The organism is Parafrankia colletiae (genome assembly GCF_001854655.1).
Classification (GTDB): Bacteria; Actinomycetota; Actinomycetes; order Frankiales; family Frankiaceae; genus Parafrankia; species Parafrankia colletiae.
Genome location: NZ_MBLM01000162.1, coordinates 13,955 through 38,526 on the forward strand (window position 1 = coordinate 13,955; position 24,572 = coordinate 38,526).

The window sequence follows — 24,572 nt, forward strand, 5'->3', positions numbered from 1 at the left end:
CTTCGCCGTGCTCGGCGCTGGTCCGCTTGTCCGAGCAAAGCCAGGATTACCGTTGTCGCTGTCGCGCTGCCCCGGTTGGCCAGATGACCTGGACGGCGCGTTCGCTCGCTTGGGCACGAGCGACGACGGCGGCTGTGCCGCCCCGGTCCGCGGCAGCCTGGCCGTCCCAGACCGCCATGAGTAGATCGACGGTGTCGAGGAGCGCCTCGTTCGCGGCCTCGTAAGCTGCCCGATCGGAGACCTCGTGCGGCAGGACCCGCACGGTGGCGGCCCGACGGACGAGGTCGTCGAACAGATGGGCGTGGTCGGATTTGACCTTCCTCGCGCGGTAGTCGGCGGCAGGGATGATCACTTCGAGTGTGCCGCCGATTTCCAGGACGACGTCGGCGAAGATGCTGTCGGAGCCGGCCGCGATGCAGCTGACGCCAGTCAGGTCTGGCGCGTACGGCAGGAGAGCCGCAGTGAGAGCGGCCCGGACGAGGGGGACGGTCGCGGGGGTGAGGTCCATGTGGCCGGTGACACCGATGCGGATCAAGTCCTGACCTTCCTCACGTCTCATATCCGGGCCGCCGCGTCTTCGGCGCGCAGCATGGGTTTGATCCTCCCGCACAGCTCGGCGATGGGGCGGGCGGATGTTCTGGTTTCGGCGTGCCGATAGAACTGGCCTAGTTTGACTCGGACGCGGCTGGACCGGGTCTGCTCGACCGTTGTCACGGCGGCGTGACCCAGCCGTGCTGCCTCGTCGAATTCGCCCTGTACCAGTCTGATCTCGGCGTGCCCGAGCTGATCAAGAGCGGTACTGCGGACGCTGCCGACGCCCCGAGCCCGGACGGCCTGGCTCAACCAGGTGGCTGCCTCGTCGGCATACTCGGGCGCCTGGTGCGCGATGTCGAGGAGACGACCTCCGGTGACGCCGGCCAGTTCCGCTTGGTCGAAGTAAGAGATCCAGTGCGGTTCAACGGCCGGGTCGACGTCGCGGAAGGCGTCCTGCGCCCGGCCTGTCGCACGTTGGAAGGCGGAGAGCCGACCTTGCTGGGCGTAGGCCCATGCCTCGCGCGTGAACAGCATCGCACGCACCGCCGGGGTCGCCCGAGCGCCGGCGACGTCCTGCGCGAGTCGAACGAGCTCAAGTCCTTCGATCGTCCGGCCGAGATAGAACTGCTGCCTCGCCATGCCAGCGAGGATGTTCGCGCAGAACACGGGATCGTCCGCCGCCTTCGCTGATCGAAGAGCGAGCAGGTAGTAGCGCTGCGCTATCCCTCCCTGCCCCGAGTCCCAGGACATCGTCGCGGCAGTCTCAGCAAGATCGGCCATCACACCGTGCAGCCGCCGGGTCAGATTCTGTGGATGCGAGAAGTCGCGAAGCTCATCCGCGATCTCAGCGAGCTGACCCACGACCGCCTTCCGTCGAAGGCCACCGCCGAACTGGTTGTCCCAGGCCCGGAAGGTTCGCGCGGCCAGCTCAATCTGCTCGATCTCCTCATCGCCGACGCCAGCGGTGCGACGCTGCCCGGCGGGCGGCTCGATGGTATTCAGCCAGCGCTCCGCCCCCTCAAGCAGAGCAGCGCCGACGATCACGTCCGCCATCGCGCGCGCCGCCTCGCGGCGATCAAGGGAGAGATCATCTCTGGCGATCTTATCCACCGCCTCCGTCGTCGGTACCGTTTCCCACGTCATGGGACCTGTCGTTTCCTCGGAAAGGCGGCCGATGGGACTCGTGCACAGTTCCACCAGCGATCGAGTTCCCCGGGCGGCGGTGGGCTCCACCATGGCGCCGGCATCGGTTCTGTCGCTCTGGCGCCTCGTCTGTCCCGACAGTTCTACCGGCTGCGGCCGTGCGGTTTTCGACGTCTTGTCGATGAGGAGYAGGTCGGCGGGGCCGAAATGCTCGCGGTCGTCAAGGTCGATCAAACCGTGGATGCTGGTGCCGTAGACCTCGGCGAGTAGCGCGAGAAGCTGGGGGGTGGGCCGGCGTCGGTTGTTCGGCAGCGGCCAGTTCTCCAGTTCCGACAGCTTCGGGCCGGTCATGGGGGCAGCGCCGTCCGGGTCGAGGCCGGCGTGGGCGGAGTGGGCGTTGATGTGGTTCGCGGCTTGTGTCTGGGTCCAGCCGCGGGCATGGCGATGGGCGGCGCGGGGACGCAGCTTGTAGCGGCGGGCGAACTCGACCGCGATCTCGTCGTGGGACATGCCGACTGCGCGCATCCGCGTCCGCAGTTCGTCCTGCTCCGATCGCTGGCTCGCCCTCGTCATGACAACACCCTCTATCTCTCGGACCCGACTGGTCGATCTTCCAGTTGCCCGCGACGCGGACGATTCTCGCAGTAAGTCGGTATGTCACGGGCCGAGCGGTACGGCGACCGTRCCCGCGAGCACTGCTGTGCTCCTGTCCAGCGCGGTAGACAGATCGGCACGAAGATGTGCAGGAATGACACCGCTCTCCAGGCCACAGGTGCTCACCAGGCCGGTAAGGTCGCGGGCCTGACACGCATCGAGGTATTCGCGGGCAGACGGTGCCTGTAACAGGTCTCGTGCGGCGTAGCCGTCCCCGGCCTCCAGCACCTGGTGGATCATCGAGCGGGTCAACGGTCGCGGATCGACGTCGTGGACATGACGGGCGGCGTCGAGAGCTGTGAGGCAGACGCGGACGCGGAAAGCCACGGGCAAGGCGCTGTGATCGAGCCGGCCGCAATGGTCAAGCATCGTGGTGGCAACGGCCGGGGCGGCTACATCTTCGGCGGGTCGGCACAGCACCGTGAGGCAATCGCTCACCGCTGTTTCCCAGGGTTCGGTGCAGGCCGTGGCGTTGAGGAGGGCCTGGGCGTCCGCCCAGTCACCGGCGATGGCGCTCGCGATGATGGCGACTTGGCGGCCGTCGAACATGCGCTGACCGACCCCCTTGTGGCGGCGTAGGAAGGCGAGGGCATCGTGCCAGCGACCGGCGGTTGTACGAGCGCGGACGCCGTCGGCGAGCAGCACCGTCCAGAGCCATTGGCAGAGCTTCGCGTGGTCGTCGACGGTCGCGGGGAGCCTGGCGGCGGGCACCCCGACGTCGTCCAGGACGACGTCGGTACGCGTACTGACGGCCTGGTAGAGGCTGTCGAGAAGTCGCGCGGCGGCGTCACCGGCGCCAGCGCGAATGTGAAGGCGCGCGAGGTTGACGAGGGGTTCGAGGGCGTAGCGCGCGGCCTGGGCGGTCAAGGCTTGCCTGCCCAGGTGAAGTTCGACGTGGCGGTGACACCAGGCGCGTGCGAGGTCAGGCAGGCCGACGTCCGAGGCGAGCAGGGCAGCCTGGTTGAACACGACGGAGGCGGTGGCCCGATCGCCGGTTCGCTGCGCCGTGTCGGCGAGGGCGCACAGCTCGCCGACACGGGCATCGAGCGTAGAGCATGCGGGCCGCGGGCGGGGCACCAGGGGGAAGCGGCGCGCGGTCGGGCCCGCGGGGTCCACGGCTACTCCCAGATGACGGTGATGGGGTGCGTCAGGBGGTCGAGGACGAACCGGCCGGCGGCGGAGTCGGCGTCCGGTGGTGTGTCGGGGATCTCGAAGCGGACCGTGCGAGCACGATAGATCCTGTCCCAGGTGCGGATCTCCTCGGCGACCTGCCGCGCCAGGTGGGCGCCGGTAGGCCCATGGCCGCGGACACCGACCTCGAACAGCCGTCCGCCGTCAGGGGTTGGCGGGGCAGGGCGGATGACGAGGTAGGCCAGATCGGCGTCGCGGGTGGTGGCCATCGACCCCCACGGGTACATCGGGGTGACCTGGCCCCGGTCAACGGCCCGGGAGTCGACGTTCATCCGCATGAGGGCGTTGTCGAGGGTGAGGCACAGCCACAGGTCCATCCACTCCAGGGAGACCTCCGGTGGGAAGAAGACCCCGGTCCACTCCTCGTGGTGCCCGGTGTCCAACACGCCGGCCAGGCCGGGGCCGTCGACGTTCTGGTCCTTGTGGACCTGCAAAGTCACGTCCTTCTCGACGGTGAGAGGGACGATGCGGCGGGCGTCGTCACCGAGTCCACGCAGCGGCATGAAGACGGTCTGCTGGCTGTCGAGGCTGTGCCAGCCGTCGGCGGCGCGGTGGAAGACGATGCTGCGGGAGTTCGTGCCGCGTAGCCGCAGCGGCAGGATGAGCCGGCCGCCGGGGGCGACTTGGTCCAGCCAAGCGGTGGGTGTCTCGAAGGCGCTGACGGTCGCGATGATCCGGTCGTAGGGGCCGCCGGCCGGATGTCCAAGGGCGCCGTCGCCGAGGAGAACCTCGACGCCGGTGATGCCGGCGGCGGCGAGGTGCGCGCGGGCGCCTGCGACGAGGTCGAGATCGACGTCGATGGTGGTCACCTGGCCGGTTTCGCCGACGATCGCGCCGATGAGCGCCGCGTTGTAGCCGGTGCCAGCTCCGATCTCCAGGACCCTGTCGCCGGGGTGGGCGTCGAGTTGGTGGAGCATCATGGCCACGGTCCCGGGCTGGGACGCCGCGCTGATGGACACACCCGCCGCGTCGTGCTTGGTGTAGACCGCGTCGTTGGCGTAGGCGCGCTCCACCGGCACGTCGGGCAGGAACAGATGCCGCGGGACCTCCCGGAACGCAGCCTCGATGGCGGCGGTCCGGATCACGTCGTGCTGGACCAGGCGGTCCGTGAGCTCCTCGCGCAGCTGATCGGCCGAAACCGCAGAACTGTCACTAATCGTAGTCACCTCGTCGATCGTAGTGGTGGGGAGGATCTTCGCGGGGACGTCGGCGCCGTCGTGTGTGGCGGTGAAGACGACGTCTTGGGCCAGCGAGGCGAGCACGGCCTGGTCGGCGGTGGTCAGCCCAGCCCTGTTCGCGTGGAAGACGACGTGATGAGCGAGGACGGCGCGTAGCCCACGCTGAAGCTGTCCGGCTCGGGCCAGCTGCGCCAGCTGCTGGCCCGCGTCTTCGAAGGCGGCGATCCACGTTTCGTAGTCGCGCAGCGGGCCGGCGGTGTGGTGGTTGTGGGGGTGGATGTCGATGGTCATGAGACGGTGCATGGCCTGTGCCAGCTGGGCGGCTCGGTCCGGCTCGATAGGCCGGGACGATGCGGGACGCAGATCGGCGACCTTGGCCCAGACGTCGCCCTGTTCGTAGATGTCCAGCTCGGCGGCGCGGAGCAGGGCGCTGCACAGCAGGACCGTGATCTCGCGCTGACCGAGGGCCGGCGGGGTGGGTTGCGCGGCGCGGGCGAGCAGGTGCCGGCTGTCGGCGTGGAAGAGATGGTGGGCGATATCCATCGCCTGCTCGCCGCCGAATGCCGTTGTTTCGGGTTCATAGATGCCCTGGGTCCAGCCGCGGATACGGCCGTCGCCGGTCAGGCTGTCCAGGAGGTCAGCGATGGTTGTGCCATCCGGGTCGTCGGAGCGGTAGCGCAGCTTCCACGGCTGTTTGCGCAGGTACCACCAGCCGTGCAGCTCGCCGGYGTCCTGCGCCGCAGCCAGAGCTGGGTACAGCTCCTGGGCGGCGACGAAGTCGGCCGTGAGACGGTCGGCGAAGTCGATGTTGTACTGGCGCCAGCCGGCAGTGGCCGTCACGGTGGGTTTCCTCCCGGGCAGGGCGAGCGGTCGGCGGGGCGGTCATGCGATGAGCAGGCAGGAGTCCCAGCCGGAGCGGGGCTTGGCGGTGGTGCTGGGGGCGATGACGGCTAGGGCGACGCCGGCGGCGCCTTCGAGCAGGCCTGGGCTGTCTGCGCTGGGGGTGAGTAGCTGGCGTGCGAGGGCGTCGGGATCGGTGTCCTCGGGTTGGACGGTGTCGAGGAGTCGGGAGGTCAGGCTGCGCAGCTGATCTGCGGCCGGCGGGCTGGCATCCGCTGCCGTGGCTGCGGCGATGTGGGCGAGTCCGGCGCGCCCGTGGCACAGGGTGATGTCGGTCGTGCTGCTGTGTGCCGGGTCGGACAGCGCGTGGATCAGCGCGTTTTCCGCCAGGTCGCGGCGGGCGGTGTCGCCGGTGGCGAGAGCGGCGAGGTACTGGGCGCGGGCCAGTCCGGCGGTGCCATAGCACCAGCCGAGATGCTTCGCGCCGTCGCGGTCTGGGCGTCCGGTGGCGTGGTGGGCGCGGTCGAGCCAGTAGGGCCAGGAGACGCCTGTGTCGGTGTCGGTGCGCCATCGGTCGAGCCAGGCGCAGATCCGGCCGATCGCGTTGTGGTGACCGGGCACCGTGATGCCGCGAAGGGTGGCGAGTGCGAGCAGGGCCAGTGGACCGGCGATGCCGTGGGCGAGCCCGTTGTTGCCATGGCCGCCGGGAAACCGGTCGCTGGCCCGGCCGGTGGGCCCCAGCTCGGTCCACCAGCCGGGTAGGGCCTGCCCGTCGATGGTCACGTCGTCGGTGAGCCGGACCAGATAGTCCAGAACGGCCCGGGTGGTTTCGCCGGCAGCGTCGCGGCGCAGCAGGTAAGCGCCGAGGCCCGTGATCCCGCGGATCACGTCGAACTCGGCCAGCTGTGGGAGCCGACCCGCGTCGATGCGGGCGTTGGCGGCGGCGACGCGCCGGTGGGCGTCGGCGGCGATGGCACGGTCGAGACGATCCAGGGCACGCTGGTAGGCGCCGGGCTGGCCGGCGGCGACGCTGGTGAGCGCGTGGGCGAGCGCGGGCGCGCCGTAATACAGATGGCTGTCGGACCCGGTGGTCAGGTTCCCGTGCGCCGCGTAGGTGAGCCAGTCGTGGGCGCGTTGCCAGGACGCGAGACCGGCGGCGGCGCGCTCGATGTGCAACAGCGCGATGCCCGGCGCGCCGTGCGCCAACGACTGGCGCCACCAACGCTGACCTTCCCACGTGCCGGAGACACGATGCGGGTCCGCCAGCTGGTCGGCTACCGCCGCGGCGAGAGCGAGGGCGGGGTGTGGCTCGGTCACCGGGTGCCCTCGCGGGTACGGGCGGTCCAAGCGAGGGCCGCAGCGCGGGCCAGGTGCATGGCGACAGCCTCGTCGTCGAAGTCGATGCGATGGGCGCGGACGTAATGGACATGAATCAGGGAGCTGAGGACGTCATCGACGCTGACGCCCTGGGTGTCCGGGCCGGGAAAGCACGCGCGGTAATCGGCCAGAGCGTGACCGCGGGCCACCCAGGCATCGGCGATGATGGCGCCGCCCGGTACCGCGCGCAGCGCAGCCCAGTCGTCGCGCGGGTCGGCGAGCCGCACCGCTTCGGTGAACACCACGCGGGGAATCCGAGCGGGCGCGACGGGGGGAATGTGGTCGATCAGCCAGCGCATGGCCGCCGCGGTGCTGCCGGTGAACGCCTGCGCGATCGCCACTGTGTGGGCGGCGACGAGTGCCTGCCAGGTCGGGCGGTGTGGGAGAGCGAGCTGTGTGAGAAGTGCCCGCGAGTCCGCGCCGAACACCGCCTGGGCCGCCGTCCACGCCGCGCCGGAACCCCACCGGCCAGTCTCCGGGTAGGAGACGGGGTAGCGCAGCTCCCGCAGCACACCGTCGCGATGCACAGTGTCTGCCCAGCCGCTGACGATCTGCGCTGCGTCGCCAAACACGGCGGGGTCAGGCAGGGCGATGCGCAGCCGCAGGTGCTGGTCGGGGTCGCGATAGCGCACGTACCACCAGGCCGGACCCGGGTGGAGCGCCGGCTCCTCGCCAAGGCGTGCGAGCAGGTCGGGTAGGTAGTCGGTGAGGATCGTGTTCTGCCGGTCGAGATCTCCGTACAGGCTCGCCAGCAGGACCGTGGACGCGGCGGGTGCGTTCCCGTGGCCACGGCGAATGATCCGCTCCTGGGCGGGCTTCGGCAGCCGCGACCACGGCGGCGGTGCGGTGGCGGACAGCGGGACCACGACTTCGTGGGCTCGCCCGCCGCACCAGCCTGCTTCAGCGGGATCGGGTCCTTCGGTGAGCAGCGCCCGCGGTGTGGTGTGTAGGTGGGTGCGCAGCAGCAGCCGGTGTCCGGCCTGGTCTAGGTCGAGGGGTAGCAGCCGGTCTCCTTCGCTCAGCCGAACCCGCCGGGGCAGGCGCCGCCGTGCTCGCCACGAGGCGAAGGCGTTGTCCCAGGTCCTCCACGGCTCCGCCCGCGGGGGCAGCTCAGCCGCCGTCACCGTCCAGCGGGCGGGCGCGAGGATTGTGCGGCCCAGTCGAACCCGGGGAAGGAACGGCAGCCGCGCGGCGGCACCCCAATCGAACGCTGTTACCTGGGCGTAGTTGGCCCGGCTGAGTTCAGTCAGGAACCGCGCGAGCGGAGGCGTATGCGTCGGCAGATTCAGCGCGTGGCCTCCGAGCGCCTCCAGCCTGATTCCCTGGGCGGGTGCGGCCAGGTACATCCGGCGGCCGTCGCAGCCCACCGCGAGATCCTCGACGGTCAGAACCTGCCCGTCGGGCACGCGATGTTCCCCTAGCGTGATCAGGATCGGGTGGACCTGGGGAGACCGCGTGACATGCGCGGTAGCCGGGTCCAACGGCGGGAAGGACAACTGCGCGGTGGCCGTGTCCCGGTCCCCACAGGGAACCGCTGCCAACTCGGCGGCGAACCCTCGCTGGTCCTCGGGCGCGAGGACGGACAGAAACCGGCCCGTCAGTACGCCCGCGCCGCGAGAGACCGTCGTGACTTCCAGGCGAAAGGCACCCCGTCGCAGCGCGTCCTGGTCCGCGGCGCCGACGCGGACAGCCAGCTCCAGATGCGGCGGGGGTCGCAGAGGTCCGGAGTCCAACGCGGCCCTCTCGATCAGCGCGTCGTCGATGACGATCTCGTCCTGCCCGTCGAGCACCGCGCCTTGAGCCAAGGCCAGCAGCACCTCATCCCGGGTCGACAGTGCCGGGCGCCGCGCGGGAGTCACCGTGCCCGGATAGCCGTCCGGCCAGCCGATCCCGCTGTCGGCGACGACGTCCAGCAGCGGCACCAGCGACCCGACACCGAACCGCTCGTAGAACCGCTGGTGATAGTCCCGCCAGGCAGGCGTGCCACCGGGATGGGCACTGAGCCGGGTCAGCGCCAGCGCGGCGCGTTCAACCTCCCGGGCGACCTCGCGGGAAAGCTCAACCCGGCCGTCCAGCCGCAGATCCACAGCCAGCGGATTCCGCCGAGTGGGGGCGATGCTCTGCATCCGTGTGGTCAGCTCGGCGCGGATCGGCCGGGCATCGGCCATCACACCGTGGTTGTGATCCTCCATGCGGGAGTGGATCTCGCGAAGCGCCGTGACCAGACCGGCAACCGGGCCCACAGCGGCGGCCTCGACGGCATCCAACCGGGCGAGCACCTGCTCCAAGGCGTCGGTCTGCGTGCTGGGCGCGTGAAGACTTGTGATCAGCGCACCGCAGTGGAGCAGCTCCGAGAGCATTGCGGCGACCTTCACGGCAGGCGCGCCGGGGAACTCCGCCAGAAGCTTCGCGCTCAGCTCCCCGAACGGGACCGGCGATCGGGCAGCCTGCACCGTCGCCCGCACAGCGGCGGTGTAGCGCAGCGAAACCTCCACCGCACCCGTTCCACGCTCCCGGGACTGCGCCTGGTACGGCACGATCAGCCTGTCCCCGCGCACCATGACCGTGCTGTTACTGATCACTGGTAGCCGGGCCAGAAGCTCGGGGCACTGCTCCAGCCGAGTAACGACTTCGGCCAGCCACTCCGCTCCCGCACGGACCACCGCCCGGTCCTGGTCTCCCCAGATCAACCGGGCGTCGGCGCCGAAGGAGACGGGGGCTACTCCCGCCAGTAAACCGAAAGGTGTAGGACGGCCCTCCAGCCGCAGCAGGTAGCGCGCGGTGGACAGCACGGCGCGCCGGGTCTCACGAACAGCGGGCGTCTCAGCCTCGCGCAAGACGCGAACCTGACGGGCCAGAACCGGACTGGCATGATCAAGAGCCTCAGCAACGCCCCCGGACATCCAGATCCGGCGAAGCCAGTCCACCCATGCCGCGACGGCCGCGGGGGAGGATTCCGTCAGATCCGGCCACGGCGGCAGCTCGACCTCTGACCGGCGGGCAGCTCGAAGGAGCGCCAACTCGGCGGATCGGAACCCCGGACTGCTAGCCGACGGCACTCGCACCTCCCTCTACGCGACGAAACGGATGACTCGGTGGGTACCGCCGGCGGGATGTCCTCCCGCCGGCGGCACCCACTACCGGCCGGTGGCGGTTACACCGCGCCCGTGACGCAGGCCCCACACGTGCTGGTGCAGTTGTCGTCCGTCACGTTGACCAGCCCGGCCGGGTCCGCCACCTCCAGCAGGGAGACGTCCAGGTCGAACAGGTCGCCTCCTCCCTGGGCGGGAGCCGCGGGGGCTGGCAGAGCCATCGTGCTGAGTGTCATCGGAAACCCCATTCAGTTGATCTTGCGTTACGAATGGTCGGAACACGGAGGTGAGAGGGCCGGACAGAGCGCTGTAACGATGCCCGCTGGCGAGGCGCCGGTCATTCCCCACCAGACGAACCTTTCGTTTCCGGCTCGACATGGTCACTGACCTGCGGAAATAGCGCCGACCGGGTGCACCTCTTCGTCGAGATAGCCAGCGACGGCGRCCATCTCTTCGTCGACTTCCCAGCCGCATCGCGGCCCGCGGTCGCCTGACTCTTCGGGAGCCCGACTGCGTCCCCACGGCATCGCCACGAGTACGCCGCGGACCTTCCCCGTCGCCTCCCGAGCGGCTCCTATACGCGGTGGGCCGTGGCTGGACGGTCACGACGTTCAACCGGGGTAGGTCCGGACCGGATGTCGCAGGGGCCCACCCCGTGCGAGGCGACCGAACCGACGCCCAGGATCTTGATCGCCTCGCTGCGGAGGGTCCGTGGGATGCCGTGGTGGACGTCGGCGGCGCAGAGCCCCGCTCGATCGGCCTTGCCACTCGGCGCCTGGCGCTGCATCAGTTCGCGCGCGGCAGCGGCGCGTGCGGGCGTCCATGTGCTCGTCGTCGCCGTCAGGTAGCGGGAGTGCGGTTTCGTGGTGGTTGGCGCGGTATGCAGGGGTCTATCGGGCTGCTTGGTGCTCGTGGAGGTCGCTGCCCGGCTGGGGGTCATCGCTGTCGTAGCGCAGGTGGAAGATCATGGCGGCGGTATCGACTTGGCGGCGGGCCTCCTCGGTGCTCGGGCCGAGCTGTGCCGCCTGGTCGTAGGCGTCCAGAGCCGAACACAGATCGATCCACTCTGGGGCGGTCGGGTCGGCCGGCGGGGCGAAGGTCGCGAGCAGGCCCGTCAGCTGCTCTGGCGGGAGCGTTTCGCGCATTCTGGCGAGCAGAACGATGGGGYGGAGCGCGGGCGGGACGGTGTGGTGGCGAGGTGGCATGCGGGCCGTTTCGGGGTCGTAGGTCTGCGGTGGTGATGATCGCCGGAGGAGGCCAGAGGTCCGCCGTGACGGAGCAGTCCGCTGAGGGCTCGACCACGACAAGGCGCGTCCCGCCGCCCGTCCGCGCAGCCCTGGCCGCGCCTGGCCTCCGGAAGAGCCCCACGGGTCCGTCAGGGCTACCCGTGAGGAGCGTTACGCGCAGTCATCATCTTTCGAGGGCTGGTGTGGCTGGGCGTTGCGGGCGGCGGCGACCGCGCGGGTGAGGGTCGCGGCGAGGGTGTCGGCTTCGGCGAGGGTGAAGGCTTCGCTGTCGGGGTCTTCTTCGCCGGCGCCGAGGGAGATCATCGGCTGGTAGGTGGTCGTCGCGGTGACGTATTGCTCGATCGCCACCTGGATCGCCGTCTGGTCACGGACCCCGGGGATGCCGGGCAGGTCGATCACCGTGAACTCGGAGACGTGGTAGTCGCCAGGGCCCGCGGGCTCGACGTGGAGGTGGCCGGCGGGCTGCTCGCACCACGATGGGCAGGAGCGGCTGGCAGGGTCAGGCATGGCGGTTCCCTTTCGAACTAGGCGGGCGGGGCGTGACAGCCGGAGCCGGTGGGGTGGTGTGTGCTGGGTGGGCGTCGAGGTTGCGCAGGCCGTCGCGGACCCGGTGCAGCAGGTCGAGGTCGAAGACGTCCGTGGCGGGCGTGGTCTCAGCGTGGGTGGCGAAGTGTTCACGTCGTGGTAGGTCGTCGGTCGGGGCGGTCGGGATGTGCTGAAGGGGTGGGGCGTTGTGGGGCAGGGCGGCCCAGACGACCTTTCCCTTCCTCTGGTAGGTGCCGTCGGGAGTGCGGACTCGGGCCTGGTAGTGGCCGGTGCGCGGGGTCAGGGCGGTGACCAGGTGCAGGCCGCGGCCGTTCTCGGCACCGAGGTCGGTGGTCTGGCGGGTCGGGCGGCCCGGTCCTCCGTCCCAGACCTCGACGATCACATGGTGGTCGCTGTAGGTCAGGCGCATCGCGATCTGGGACGTCAGGTCTGCGTCACCGCGTGGGCTCGCGGCGAGCGCGTTGGTGACCAGTTCCGAGGTGACCAGGGTGATCGTGTCGATCACATGGCCAAGATTCCATCGGTGGAGTTGCCCGGTGACGTCGCGGTGGGCGGCGCTGGCGGACTGGGGTCTGGTCGGGTAGTACCAGGCACGATGCGGTAGCAGGTGAACGGCCGGTTCGGGTACGGCGGTGGTCATGCGGCTCTCCCGAGGGCGGAGATCTGGGCTGTTCTCGCCTTCGGGTCGAGGGGGCGCGGGTGGGTGGGACGAGATGCGGCTGGCCGCGGCCCGTGGTGTTGCGGCTGTGYGGCCGGCGCTGGCAGCGGTGGGCGGGGCAGGGGTGGTGTCGTGCACGTGCGTGAGGTTGTTCTCGGCGAGCAGCACGACGCGGCACGGCCACGCGCATCCGCACTCCTCGCACACTCCGTTCCGTTGAACATGCCGGTCGAGGAGGTGCACCGCGCTGCGGCGCAGCAGCTCGGGCGGGTGGGCGATCGTCTTCCGACCGAGAATGATCAGCGAGTCGGTGGATCGGCCGCGAACAGCGACGACTTGACTGGGTGGAAAGGCGGGGGCGGAGACAGGCGGCGCAGGATGGGCAGGGTGTGATCGGCCGCTGGGTGGCCGGCTCAGGCTGATAGCCATGGACGTGCACCTTCGGTCTGCGAACGGGTGAAAGATTAGTGATCGGCGGGGTCGAGCTGCTGTGCTGGCTGGCTGGCCGTGCTATCGGCGAGGGCGCCGAGGGTGGCGTTCAGCGCCGCACCAGCGCCGCGGCGGCGCAGTTCTCGGGTGAGCGCGTCGAGGACGGACAGCGCCGACAGTGGCCGGGCAGGCAGGTCGGTCACGGCCTGGTCAGGCCGGAGGGCGGCTGCCGGCAGCGTCAGCTCGGTGAGCATCTGGTTGTAGACGGTGGCCGCCCAGACGGTCAGAACGACGTGCAGCCAGCCCCGCCACTGGTCCCGGCAGGCGGCCAGCCGGCCAGACAGCCACGCCTCGACACCCTCGACGAGTTCCGCCCGGACCGACGGTGGGTAGCCGAGGATCAGTAGGTGCAGATGGCCGAGCAGTGTTCCAGCGTCCACGAGATCCCCGCCGGGTTCGAGTGCGGGTGACACCAGCGCCGCCCGCGGCGACCTGTCGGGGTACAGCACACCGCGCGGGGTGAGGTTCCCGAACGCGATGCCGCTGTGGCTGAGCACCATCGGGTCCAGCCGGGCGGCCAACCGGCCGAGCCTCGCCGACAGGCTGCCCGCCAGCGCCCGAAGCTCCCCGATCTCGCCTGCCGCCGTTTCGCCGGCGTGGAGGTGGTCCACCGGATGGCTCAATGCTTCGGCGACGACCCGAGGCACGGCATTGGCGGGCGCCGCAGCCTGGCTCAGGTGCGCGGGTGGATCGCGGTGCAGGTCGCTCAGGTCGTCCATCAGCGCCGTCACTACCCCGGTGAACTCCATCGGCCGGGCCCGGAGCCGGGTGGCCAGGGTGGCGCCATCGACCCAGGGGGTGAACATCACCCCCTTCGCACAGGCGATCGGGACCGCCACCCGCAGGCGGGTATAACCCGCCAGCGCCGTGAGCTGCTCAGCCTGGCCGGCCACCGCGGTCACCGCGACGCCGTCGCCGTCGGCGAGCACGGTGACGAAATCGCCGTGGTCGCCGCGGACGAGGCGCGACAGCGCCCGGCCTGCCGGGCGAACCGTCGCGCACAGTGCCACCCCGCCGCCGGCCCGGACCTGGCGATACAGCGCCCCGCCCGCCGTGGTCACCGCTCCGAATGTCACCTCGCTGTGCGGCCACAGCTCGGCGGTCGCGGCGGTGATCCACCCATCGGCGTAGGACAGCAGATCGCGGACGTCGCCGTCTCGCCAGCACGTCGAGCAGGCCGAGGGCGGGTTCACCGGAGTCGGCCGACACCGGCGTAGACCGGCAGCCGACCCTCCATGGTCGTCGACCGGCCACGCCGCCGGTCCTGCTCCCAGCCCGGGAGCAGGACCAGGCCGGGGTCGACCAGCGCGCAGTCGTCGAAGAACGACAGCACCTCGGTCCGGGCGCGCAGCTGGAACGGCGCGGTCGTGCGTCGGTACACCTCGGCCGCCTCCGTGACCTGCTGGGACTGCCCGTCGCCGGTGGCGTGGGTCACGACCAGATGACTGCCCGCGGGCAGGGCGTCGCGCAGCTGTGCGACCAGGTGCCGCGGACCGGTGTCGTCGGGGAAGAAGTGCAGGACCGCGACCAGGAGCAGCGCGACCGGCTGCCCCAGGTCCAGCAGCCCGGCCACCTCCGGATGCTCCAGGATCTCGTCCGGCCGCAGCAGATCCGCCTCCACCGCCGTAGCCAGCGGGTTGGGCGCGAGCAGAATCTGGCTGTGCGCGACCGCGACCGGGTCGCTGTCCACATAGACGACCTGGGCGTCCGGGGCCAGCTGCTGGGCGACCTCGTGGACGTTGCCCATCGTGGGCATACCCGACCCGATGTCGAGGAACTGGCGGATACCGACCCCGCCGGCGAGGTAACGGACCGCCTCACCCAGGAACAGCCGGTTGACCCGGGCGGTGGCGCGGATCTGCGGCCACGTCTGCTCGACCTGCGCCGCTGCCTCCCGGTCGGCCGGGAAGTTGTGCGCGCCGCCGAGGAAGAAGTCGTAGACCCGCGCCACGTTCGGCCCCTCGGCCCCCACCGCGGCGACGCCGTCCGCCCCCCTCACGATCGCCCCCGTGACCAGCACGCCRCGATGACGACACCACTTCTCTGCGGACGCGGCCGGCCCGACCGGGCGAGCGAGCCGGCTCTCGTATCCTCGGGGCGGTCACGATGCGTCGACCAGGCGATCCTCATCATAGGAAAGGTCCTCACTGACGGTAGGCAAAACGGAACCGTTACACCATCGTCCAGCCGGTGCCGGGTGGTCATCCCCCTCACCACGAAGAAGCTGTTCACCCGTCCCGACCGCACGTGAGCTGGGAAAACACCGGCGGGAACGGCTGTCTTTTCGCTCGTTGCCGGCTCCTACTCCGCCGGGGAGTGTCCGATCAGCGGTGGATGTGGTCTGGCCCGTGCCGCCGAGGCTGACTCGGCGCGAAGGGAAGATCATGAGCGAGACGCTCGAGCCCATGCCGACCCCGATCGATCACCAGCAGCTGGCTGCGGAGCTCGTCGCGAAGGCCCGCACCGAGGGCGTGGAGCTCGTCGGCCCCGGTGGGCTGCTAACCGGGCTGACGAAGTCCGTCCTCGAAACCGCCCTGGAGGCGGAGATGAGCGCGCACCTCGGCTATGACAAGCACGACCCGGCCGGGCGTGACGGCGCGAATTCGCGGAATGGGACGCGGACGAAGACGGTGCTGACCGAGATCGGCCCGGTCGAGATCGAGGTTCCTCGGGACCGGGACGCCAGTTTCGAGCCGGTGATCGTGCGTAAAAGGCAGCGCCGGTTGAACGGCATCGACCAGATCGTGCTGTCGCTGGCTGCCCGCGGGCTGACCACCGGGGAGATCGCGGCGCATTTCGGTGAGGTCTACGGCGCGTCGGTGTCGAAGGACACGATCTCCCGAATCACCGACAAGGTCGTCGCCGAGATGACCGAGTGGCGCAACCGGCCCCTCGACCGCGTCTACCCGGTGATCTTCGTGGACGCCGTGGTGGTCAAGGTCCGCGACGGCCAGGTCGCCAACCGGCCCTTCTACGCCGTCGTCGGGGTCACCGTGCACGGGGAACGGGACATCCTGGGCCTGTGGGCGGGTGACGGCCACGAAGGGGCGAAGTTCTGGCTCCAGGTCCTCACCGAGATCAAAAACCGAGGTGTCGAGGACGTGTGCATCGCCGTCTGCGACGGGCTGAGAGGCCTCCCGGACTCCATCACCGCCGTGTGGCCGCTGGTGACCGTGCAGGCGTGTGTCATTCACCTGCTGCGGAACTCGTTCCGTTACGCCGGACGGCAGGACTGGGAGAAGATCTCCAAGGACCTCAAGCCGGTCTACACGGCACCGACCGTCGCCGCGGCCGAGGCGCGATTCGTCGAGTTCACCGAAACCTGGGGCGACCGCTACCCGGCCATCATCCGCCTGTGGCGTAACGCCTGGGAGGAATTCATTCCGTTCCTCGACTACGACGTCGAGATCCGCAAGGTGATCTGCACGACCAACGCGATCGAGTCCCTGAACGCCCGCTACCGGCGCGCTGTCCGCGCCCGCGGCCACTTCCCCAGCGAAGAGGCCGCATTGAAGTGCCTGTACCTGGTCACCCGTTCTCTGGACCCCACCGGCCGAGGTCGGGCCCGCTGGATCATCAGATGGAAGCCCGCCCTGAACGCCCTCGCGATCACCTTCGAGGGCCGTCTCACCCCGACCACCACCAACTAACCCATCACCGTCCGCCACGACCGATCCACCGGTAGTCGGACACTCCCTGGCCGTGCGCCCGACTGTGACCGATACCGAGGAGTTCGGCAAGGAAGTGATGGCGCGAATCCGGATCTGCTGGGATCGATGGTGAAGGCGTTCGCGGAGGCGTTGATGGGCGCCGAAGCGGACGGGATCTGGCGCGCCGAATACGGGGATATTTCCCCCGGAGCGGGTGAACCGGAAGAACGGGTATCGGGCGCGGGAGTGGGACACCCGAGCCGGGACGGTGGCTGTTGCAGTTTGGGCCGCGTGATCGTGTTGGATCTGAGGGTATGGCCAAGGGGTTTCGTGCGGTCGAGCGTGATCAGGAGTTCCTGCTGCCGGTGGGGACATGCGGGAGTGGCTGCCGGAGGATCACGTCGTCTGGCTCGTGCTGGAGGTCGTGGAGCATCTGGACCTGAGCAGCCTGGAGACGCGGTACTCCCTGGGCGGGGTCGGGCGTCAGGCGTACGACCCGCGGGTGCTGCTGGCATTGTTGATCTACGCCTATTCGGATGGACTGCGTTCGTCGCGGCGGATTGAGCGGCTGTGCCGGACGGATGTCGCGATGCGGGTGACCTGCGGGCTACAGGCGCCCGATCACACGGTCATCGCCCGGTTCCGGCAGCGGCCCAGGACTCCGTGCGAGCGTTGTTCACGCAGGTCCTGGGGGTCTGCGCGAAGGCCGGGCTGGGGCGGCTGGGCACCATCGCCGTCGATGGGACGAAGATCGCGGCGAATGCGTCGAAGAAGGCCACCTGCCGCAGGCAGTGGCTGCAACGGCAGGTCGGCGAGATCATCGCGCTGGCGAGCGCGGAAGACGCGGCCGAGGATTACGCGACCGCGTCGGGCGGGGCCGCCGACGAGTCATCGCAGCGGTCGTGGGGACGGCGTGACCGGGCCGAACGGTTGAAGAGAGCGCTGGCAGAGCTGGTCGCCGAGAAGACGAGCGTGGACTGGACGCCGATTCCACGGCCGCGAAACACCGCGTGTTCCTCGACGCCACCCGGGCTGGGCGCAACGACGTGGGGTCCCACCCGTCCGGCGCAGATCCGGTGGCGATCGCCGAGGCTCGGCTGCAGGCCGCCCAGCATGTGGGAGCCCGGGGTGAGATCCCCCCGGCTACCCGACCGATCTTGAAACAGTCTCGTCCCGCACGTCGAAGGCGACGCCGGCGGGGCTGGATCCCACGCCGGTCGCGCGGTTGGTGACCCAGGCCCGCGAGCCAGGGTGTGCGTCTGTCCGGTGAGGGTGGGCAGCTGGTGCAGCTGACGTTGATCGTGCTGAGCCCGCGCTTGATGGAGAACTCACCGACCATCGCGATTACGACCGATTACGACCGGCATGGCCCTGCGACCCAACTACCTCTGTCGACGCTACGTAGCAGGTCGGGTGTGCGGCGGCACAGACTTTTGCTTCGGTGCGACAGGGGCAGACTAGACATGCAGGTGCTTCATCAGATTGGTTGGAATGGCCGATGTGTTCTGAATGCGTGACGTCAGGTCGCAATCTGCCTGTGATACCGCGGATAGAGCTGCTCCATGAGTCGGAGCGGACCCGGGTGACTCGGCTGATGTTCCCCGGGGAGAGTGTGGTCCGGAAGGAGTTCCTGGGGCCATTGGCAGGGCGTCGGTCGCGGCACGAGATGGAGATCCTCGAGCGGCTGTCCGGTATCGAGGGGATCGTACAGCTGGCGGCTCGACGAGTCCCCTTATGTCCCGGGGTGCTGCTAATGGCCGACGTTGGCGGCGCGGCGCTGTCCAGCTGGACTGTTTCGCGCGATCCGGCCGATTTGATCGATTTGGCAGAACTGCTCGCGCGGGCCGTGGCGGGCATGCACCGCGAGGGGGTGGTGCATCGAGACATCAATCCGGCGAACATCGTGGTCAGCCCTGCAGGGCCGGGCCTGTTTCTAATCGACTTCGCACTGGCCACGACCATCACAGCGATTAGTCCCGAATACCTACATCAGCACGAAATCGTGGGGACGGTGCCGTATCTGGCGCCGGAGCAGACCGGTCGGACCGGTCGCCCGGTGGACCAACGGGCCGACCTGTACGCAGTCGGGGCCACGTTGTACGAGCTGGCCACGGGCGCGCCGCCGTTCGGCACGGGCGACCCCCTACGAGTAATTCATGACCATCTCGGGCGAGTCCCGGTGCCGCCGTCAGCAGTGAATCCAGCGGTGCCGACAGGCCTGTCAGCCGTCATCATGCATCTGCTGGAGAAGGAACCAGACGATCGTTATCAGACCGCCGACGGATTGGCGTACGACCTCGCGTTGGTTCGCCGTGGTGCCGGGGTGGTGCACCTGGGTGAGCATGACTTCCCGGTCGGACCGCTGATGCCATCCCGCCTGGCCGGGCGTGCAGAGGAGATCGGCGAGCTGCGGACGGTCTTCGCCCAGGCGAGGGCAGGCCGCCGCCCCGGGGTCCTTCTCAGCGGTGCGCCCGGAGTGGGTAAGACATCGCTGGCCAACGAGTTGCGGCCGGTCGTCGCCGACGCTGGCGGCTGGTTCGTGACCGGCAAATTCGACCAGTATCGCCGGGATTGGGAGTACAACGGTGCCCTACAGGCGCTCCGGGGGCTGGGCCGCCTCCTGTTGGCCGAGCCTGAAGYCAACCTGGTCGAGGTGCGGGACAGGATCCTGCGGGCGTTGGGGCCGAACGCGGGGCTGGCCGCCGCGACAGTGCCCGAGCTGGCGACGCTGCTGAAGGTTGACCCCGAGGAGGGGGATCCGATGACCGTGCAGGTGCGGGCACAGCAGAACGCCGTCGAGGTGCTGCGCGCAGTCGCCTCGCGCGAGCGGCCGGTCGTGTTCTTTGTCGATGACCTGCAGTGGGCCTGGCGGGCCCCGCTGGGCATCATCGATCTGATCCTCGGTGGAAAGGAGAACGTCGAAGGGCTGCTGCTGGTGGGAGCCTTTCGGAGCAATGAGGTGGATGCCGCTCACCCGCTGACGTCGATGCTCGCTCGTTGGAGCCTCCAGCCAGCCGGGCCACGCATCCTGCGATTGGGCAACCTGACTCCGGAAGGCCAGGCAGCTATGGTGGCCGACCTGCTGAAGCTGACCCCGGCGCCCGCCGGAGAACTGGCACGAATGATCGCGCCCACTACGGCAGGCAACCCGCACACCACAGTGGAATTGCTGAACTCACTGCGTCAGGACGGGGTGCTGGCTCGCGGTGACAGCGGCTGGCGGTGGGACCGGGCCGGGCTGTGCCGGCGGTTGCACGCGAACGCGACCGGGCTGGCCGCCCACGTGACCTTGTTGCCGCCAGAGACCCGAGAGTCACTGGCGATGATGACGTGCCTGGCCGGTCGGACCGAGCTGGATCTCCTGAAGGCCGCGACAGGGCTCGGGGCGGACGAGCTCGAGCGTCGACTTGCTCCCGCCTTCGCCGCCGGTCTGCTGGTGCTGGAATCCGACGGGCAACCCGCCGTGCGATTTGACCACGACCAGACGCAGGAGTCCGTCCTCGATGGACTCACTGCCGAAGCGCGGCGCGCCGTGCGGTTGAGCCTGGCCAGGCGACTAGCCGACCGAGGAGAGTACTTGGCAGTGGCGGCGGAGCAGTATCTGCTCGTGGCTGACTCCGTGCACACCCTGCAGGAACAGCGACTTATGGTCAAGCTGTTCCTGCGGGCCGCAGAGGAGACGAAGTCGCTGATCAGCTCGCCTCTGGCGGAGCGGTTCCTGACTGCAGCAGTCAGATTTATCGACCCGACCGACACCGACCAGTTGCTAGCGATCCACCTAGACCGCCACGCCGCTTTGTACCTTCTGGGTCGGCTGGACGAGGCGGACGAGGCATATCAGACCATCTGCCGGCTGTACACCGACCCGGTGCGATGCGCGGAGGCGACCGCGGTGCAGGTCAGCAGTCTTACCGACCGGGGCCGAGCTGCCGAGGCGCTGCGGCTCGGCCTCGATGCGCTTCGGAGCCTCGGCCATTCCATCCCGGATCGGGATCGGCTGGAAGTGGAGATCGATCGCGGTCTTGACGCGCTCTACCAGTGGATGGACCAGACCGGTGAATCCGACGATCTGCGCCAGCCGAAAATCACCGACTGTTCGCGCCTTGGCGTGATCCAGCTCATCAAACGGCTCATGGCCCCAGCATATGACTGCGACCCGACGATACTGGCATGGCTGACTGTGACGACGCTACATATATGGGCGCGGGACGGTCCGCATCCTGCCCTGATAGGCCCGAGCGGTTACATCGGGTTTGTGACCGTCTCCCGCAGACGCGACTACCGTACCGGGCACCGCATGACGCAGCGGATCCTCGCGGTTAGCCGGGCTCGTAAATATTACCCCGACCTATGGCTGGCGCAGTTCCTGTACGTAGCCGGTACTGGTCACTGGTTCGAACCACTCGAGGACAACGTGTCTGCGACCCGCCGTGCGCTGGACGGYCTTGTCCAGAGCGGCGATCTGCAAAATGCAGCTTATGCCCATTATACCCTCATAGAGAACCTACTCGACTGTGCGCCATCGCTTGATCTCCTTGCCGCCGAGGTCGACAAGGCGCTGGCCTTCGCCACCCGCACCGGTAACGGACAGATCGAAGAAATACTCCGTGYCTATCGCGGACTGATCCAGGTGTTGCACGGAGCCGCCATCGAATCAGCGGCCGATACGGCCCTCAGRCAGCCCCTGCTGGCCGGTGAGCCCATCGCCGTCGTCCACGTACAGGTCATCCGGGCACTCGTGGCCGCCATCCTCGACCATCCGGCTGACCTGGCTCGGCACACGGCCGCCATCATGCCGATAGTGCCCGGCATCGAATCACTCCACATAATGGCAACGGCACGTCTGCTGCGGGCCCTTGCGCTAGCCGGGGAGGCCCGTGCGGCGGGGGCGAAGCAGCGCGACGTCGCACTGGCGGAGCTCGACGGTCTGGTTGCCTGGCTGGCCGAGCGCGCGGCGGACGCTCCGGTCAACTTTGGACACCTGCTACGCCTCGTGGAGGCGGAGCAGGCTTGGACTGTCGGCGACTTCCGCGGGGCGGCGTATGCATTTGACGCGGCCCAATGCGAGGTCGCCACCCGAACACGCCCCTGGCACAGGGCATTGATCCTGGAACGGGCCGCACGCTTTCAACTCGCACACGGCATGGTGGCAGCCGGAAACCCGCTGTTGGCCGCCGCCCGTCGACAGTACCTGGACTGGGGCGCGGCAGCGAAGGTCAGTCAGCTTGACTGGGCCAACCCGGCGCTACGCCTCGAGCCCGCTGGCCCGCAGCCGGTCCTGTCACCAGCGGTGGAGCTGGCTGCCCGCCGCTCCGCCTTCACTACCGGCACCACCGACCTGCACAGCGTCGTTGCCGCTTCACAAGCGCTCAGCTCCGACACCAGCATCGAGGGCTTGCGGAGCAGAGTTGTTGGGATTCTGTCAGCGATGACTGGCGCCACGGACGTCCACCTGCTGCTGCGTGGAGAGAACCCGCAAGACTGGCTAATGTCGGCTGCCGACGGCGACTCTGTCTCACTGGAGGAAGCCAGCCGGCGGCGCATCCTGCCACCCTCGATCATTTGGTACGCCGAACGCACCCGCGGACCCGTCATCGTCGCCGACGCTACCCACGACGACCGGTTCAATCGCGACCCCTACTTCACCGACGTCAATCGCTGCTCGTTACTGGCCATCCCCATCATGAACCGAAACGAGTTGCGGGCAATGTTGCTCCTGGAGAACCGGATGGTCCGTGGAGCTTTCACCACCGACCGCCTCGAAGGAATCATGCTCATCGCCGGACAGCTGGCCGTTTCCCTCGACAACGCCCGTGTCTACGGCTCCCTGGAGCACAAGGTCGCCGAACGCACTGAAGAACTCGCCGCAGCTAATCGGYGACTCGAACAGCTTTCGATCACCGACCCGTTGACCGGGCTGGCCAACCGGCGACACCTTGACGAGATCCTCGACATCGAATGGCATCGGGCGCAGCGCCAGACGACACCCATCGCGCTCGCCATGATCGATATTGATCACTTCAAGTCTTACAACGACCACTTCGGTCACGCTGCCGGCGACCGGTGCCTGCAACGCGTCGCCGCCTGCCTGGCAGCCAGCACTCGCGACACCGACCTCACCGCTCGCTACGGAGGAGAGGAGTTCGCGGCCGTGATGCCAGGCGCCGATACTGGCGCCGCTTCCCGCATTGCCCACCGGCTCCGTTCCGCCGTGGCGGAACTGACCGAATCACATCCGCTGACCACCAACCAGATCGTCACTGTGAGTATTGGCATCGTGTCGATCGTTCCCACGCCCAAGGAGGAGGTGAAAGCCTTGGTCGAGCTGGCCGACTCCGCGCTGTACCGGGCCAAAAGCGGCGGACGTAACCGGGTGGAGGTGACACATCCACCCCCGACACCACGATAAACCGACGCCTTGCCGGGCCTCGGGCTATCGCACGCAGGTCCGCGCCCGAGGCGAGGGGCAGCGTCCGACTCCCGGGAAACCCGGTGCGCTGGTGTGGCTGGCGGATCATTACCTCTGCCGTGTGAGTACCAGTCTGCTGCCGAGAACGTTGGTGCAGGTGGTCCTCGGGTCGTGGGTGGGCTGGAACGGCCACGCGAGGTTGATGACCACGTCCGCACGGTCGAATACCCGGACGGGGTCATCCCGGGCCACGTCGCCTGACAGCCAGTTGGTCTTCGCCGCCGCGGAGGCGCGGTCGGTCGGTCTGCTCACCTTTTCGAGAGCCAGGGCTTCGCGCCCGAGCCCGCCTCGGAGACTGCGGACGGCGACCGGCGTTACCCGACCTTCGATCCACCGAAGGGACGGAGTTCGGTCTTGACTGTGACGCCTACGTCCAGCCGTCCAGCCAGCTCGGCCGCGGCGGAGAGGCCGCGGTCGTCGTCGCCCCCGCCGCGACAGTGCGTTTCACCGTCTGGCTGGCGCCCTGATGGAGATCGTGTACCGGGCGGCGTTCATGTTCGCTTTCCTGTGGCTCATAATCAGGGAGTGAACCGTCCCGGTTTCGGTAGAGACCGGTCCGTGGTTTCTCCTGTTCCTTTTCCGAATGGTATCGACGGGGACAGGCGGGTACACGTCGGTAGGCTTCAGGGCGAAGGTGCTCCTTGGCGGGATCGATCAGGTCCTCAGTAAGCCCAATCCTCCCTGCTCAGGAGCGCTTTCCCGTTTGCCGCCACCCAGCAGCGATCAGCCCAGTGAAAGCCCGAGGGTAGTATCTATCCTGGCAAGTGCTAGTGCCCCTGACCTACCCCATCCAATCAAGCTCGCGGTGAGCAGCGGCGATGCGACACCCGGCGCGTGACCTGAATAGGATTAGACAGATGAAGATCGGTATCCTGGGTGCCGGCCATATCGGCAAGACGCTCGTCCGGACGTTGAGTGAAGCTGGGCACGACGTGAAGATAGCGAACTCGCGTGGCCCGCACTCGATCAGCCCTGACATTCTCTCCTCGGGTGGACGAGCGGTGACAGCGGAGGACGCAGTCACCAATGTCGACGTCGTGATCCTCTCCATCCCCTTCAGTAAGATCCTGGCCGTGGCACCATTGCTCTCCGCGGTTCCGGACGAGACAGTCGTGATCGACACGTCGAACTACTATCCCGCCCGCGATGGCAAGATTGATGCTGTCGAGGCGGGGCAGGTCGAGAGCCTATGGGTGGCCGAACAACTCGGTCGTCCRATCGCCAAGGCATGGAACRCGATCGGCGCTRCCTCCTTCGCGGAGAAGGGCAAGCCGGCCGGCGCGCCGGACCGGATCGCACTCCCCATTGCCGCCGATCGCGACGAGGATCGACGGGTAACGCTGAAGCTCGTCGAGGACACGGGTCTCGACGCCTTCGACGCCGGCAGCCTCGCGGACTCGTGGCGCCAACAGCCCGGAGCGCCGGCCTACTGCACCGACCTGACCCGTGACGCGATGGGAGCGGCGCTGGCCGCGGCTGAGAGGGCGTTTGAGTAGTTATGGTA

Annotated in this window: 16 protein-coding genes and 2 pseudogenes; 6 read left to right on the forward strand and 12 right to left on the reverse strand. The window is 68.8% G+C overall.

From position 1 onward, the window contains the following. Window positions 1-46: 46 nt before the first annotated feature. The 12 genes from CC117_RS29895 to CC117_RS29945 all read right to left on the reverse strand — a co-directional run bounded on the left by CC117_RS29895 (window position 47) and on the right by CC117_RS29945 (window position 14,948). Window positions 47-559: a hypothetical protein gene (locus tag CC117_RS29895; protein WP_071090496.1), complete on the reverse strand. Its 513-nt coding sequence runs from the start codon at window positions 557-559 to the stop codon at window positions 47-49. Beyond that, window positions 556-2,250: a hypothetical protein gene (locus CC117_RS39525; protein ID WP_241830552.1), complete on the reverse strand. Its 1,695-nt coding sequence runs from the start codon at window positions 2,248-2,250 to the stop codon at window positions 556-558. The genes CC117_RS29895 and CC117_RS39525 overlap by 4 nt, the downstream gene beginning before the upstream one ends. A gap of 84 nt (window positions 2,251-2,334) precedes the next feature. After that, entirely contained in the window at window positions 2,335-3,447 is a 1,113-nt protein-coding gene (locus tag CC117_RS29905) for a hypothetical protein (protein WP_071090498.1), read from the reverse strand. A gap of 2 nt (window positions 3,448-3,449) precedes the next feature. Beyond that, window positions 3,450-5,540, reverse strand: a complete 2,091-nt coding sequence (gene fxlM, locus CC117_RS29910; protein ID WP_071090501.1) for a methyltransferase, FxLD system — start codon at window positions 5,538-5,540, stop codon at window positions 3,450-3,452. 42 nt (window positions 5,541-5,582) lie between these two features. Then, the gene (locus CC117_RS29915) at window positions 5,583-6,857 is read right to left on the reverse strand and encodes a lanthionine synthetase C family protein (protein ID WP_116287932.1); all 1,275 of its coding nucleotides are present in this window, start codon (window positions 6,855-6,857) and stop codon (window positions 5,583-5,585) included. Further along, entirely contained in the window at window positions 6,854-9,820 is a 2,967-nt protein-coding gene (locus tag CC117_RS29920) for a lantibiotic dehydratase (RefSeq protein ID WP_198542038.1), read from the reverse strand. The genes CC117_RS29915 and CC117_RS29920 overlap by 4 nt, the downstream gene beginning before the upstream one ends. A gap of 251 nt (window positions 9,821-10,071) precedes the next feature. Next, window positions 10,072-10,230, reverse strand: coding sequence for an FxLD family lanthipeptide (fxlA, locus tag CC117_RS35495; protein ID WP_407673612.1), 159 nt, complete (start codon window positions 10,228-10,230; stop codon window positions 10,072-10,074). A gap of 669 nt (window positions 10,231-10,899) precedes the next feature. Next, window positions 10,900-11,154: a hypothetical protein gene (locus CC117_RS29925; protein ID WP_131803160.1), complete on the reverse strand. Its 255-nt coding sequence runs from the start codon at window positions 11,152-11,154 to the stop codon at window positions 10,900-10,902. 252 nt (window positions 11,155-11,406) lie between these two features. Then, complete coding sequence (locus tag CC117_RS29930) at window positions 11,407-11,763, reverse strand: DUF6907 domain-containing protein (RefSeq protein ID WP_071090513.1); 357 nt, start codon at window positions 11,761-11,763, stop codon at window positions 11,407-11,409. Then, complete coding sequence (locus CC117_RS29935; protein ID WP_071090516.1) at window positions 11,756-12,442, reverse strand: ATP-binding protein; 687 nt, start codon at window positions 12,440-12,442, stop codon at window positions 11,756-11,758. Before CC117_RS29935 ends, CC117_RS29930 begins: the two co-directional genes overlap by 8 nt. 482 nt (window positions 12,443-12,924) lie before the next feature. Further along, window positions 12,925-14,142: a phosphotransferase family protein gene (locus CC117_RS29940; protein WP_071090519.1), complete on the reverse strand. Its 1,218-nt coding sequence runs from the start codon at window positions 14,140-14,142 to the stop codon at window positions 12,925-12,927. After that, entirely contained in the window at window positions 14,139-14,948 is an 810-nt protein-coding gene (locus tag CC117_RS29945) for an SAM-dependent methyltransferase (protein ID WP_071090540.1), read from the reverse strand. The genes CC117_RS29940 and CC117_RS29945 overlap by 4 nt, the downstream gene beginning before the upstream one ends. 385 nt (window positions 14,949-15,333) lie before the next feature. On the opposite strand from CC117_RS29945, the gene CC117_RS29950 reads away from it, so the two are divergent. The 6 genes and pseudogenes from CC117_RS29950 (at window position 15,334) to CC117_RS29970 (ending at window position 24,564) form a co-directional block, all read left to right on the forward strand. Continuing rightward, window positions 15,334-16,599, forward strand: coding sequence for an IS256 family transposase (locus CC117_RS29950; protein ID WP_071090542.1), 1,266 nt, complete (start codon window positions 15,334-15,336; stop codon window positions 16,597-16,599). A 46-nt stretch (window positions 16,600-16,645) separates the two neighbouring features. Further along, a pseudogene (locus tag CC117_RS40920) lies at window positions 16,646-16,882 on the forward strand (transposase); the annotation flags it as partial. A gap of 90 nt (window positions 16,883-16,972) precedes the next feature. Then, window positions 16,973-17,245 (forward strand): annotated as a pseudogene (locus tag CC117_RS40745) (transposase); the annotation flags it as partial. Window positions 17,246-17,262: 17 nt separating this feature from the next. Further along, window positions 17,263-17,760: a hypothetical protein gene (locus tag CC117_RS39530; protein ID WP_241830554.1), complete on the forward strand. Its 498-nt coding sequence runs from the start codon at window positions 17,263-17,265 to the stop codon at window positions 17,758-17,760. Window positions 17,761-18,097: 337 nt separating this feature from the next. Beyond that, on the forward strand, window positions 18,098-23,008 hold the full coding sequence (locus CC117_RS29960) for a diguanylate cyclase (RefSeq protein WP_071090525.1): 4,911 nt from the start codon (window positions 18,098-18,100) through the stop codon (window positions 23,006-23,008). Window positions 23,009-23,886: 878 nt separating this feature from the next. Continuing rightward, window positions 23,887-24,564, forward strand: coding sequence for an NADPH-dependent F420 reductase (locus CC117_RS29970; protein ID WP_084133026.1), 678 nt, complete (start codon window positions 23,887-23,889; stop codon window positions 24,562-24,564). The last annotated feature ends 8 nt before the right edge of the window (window positions 24,565-24,572 follow it).

What these genes read in the sequence shown, in the direction of transcription:
- CC117_RS29895 (WP_071090496.1), bottom strand. Translation starts at nt 559, where the DNA reads ATGAGACGTGAGGAAGGTCAGGACTTGATCCGCATCGGTGTCACCGGC.
- CC117_RS29920 (WP_198542038.1), bottom strand. Translation starts at nt 9,820, where the DNA reads ATGTCCGGGGGCGTTGCTGAGGCTCTTGATCATGCCAGTCCGGTTCTG.
- fxlA (WP_407673612.1), bottom strand. Translation starts at nt 10,230, where the DNA reads ATGGCTCTGCCAGCCCCCGCGGCTCCCGCCCAGGGAGGAGGCGACCTG.
- CC117_RS29925 (WP_131803160.1), bottom strand. Translation starts at nt 11,154, where the DNA reads ATGCGCGAAACGCTCCCGCCAGAGCAGCTGACGGGCCTGCTCGCGACC.
- CC117_RS29930 (WP_071090513.1), bottom strand. Translation starts at nt 11,763, where the DNA reads ATGCCTGACCCTGCCAGCCGCTCCTGCCCATCGTGGTGCGAGCAGCCC.
- CC117_RS29935 (WP_071090516.1), bottom strand. Translation starts at nt 12,442, where the DNA reads ATGACCACCGCCGTACCCGAACCGGCCGTTCACCTGCTACCGCATCGT.
- CC117_RS29950 (WP_071090542.1), top strand. Translation starts at nt 15,334, where the DNA reads ATGAGCGAGACGCTCGAGCCCATGCCGACCCCGATCGATCACCAGCAG.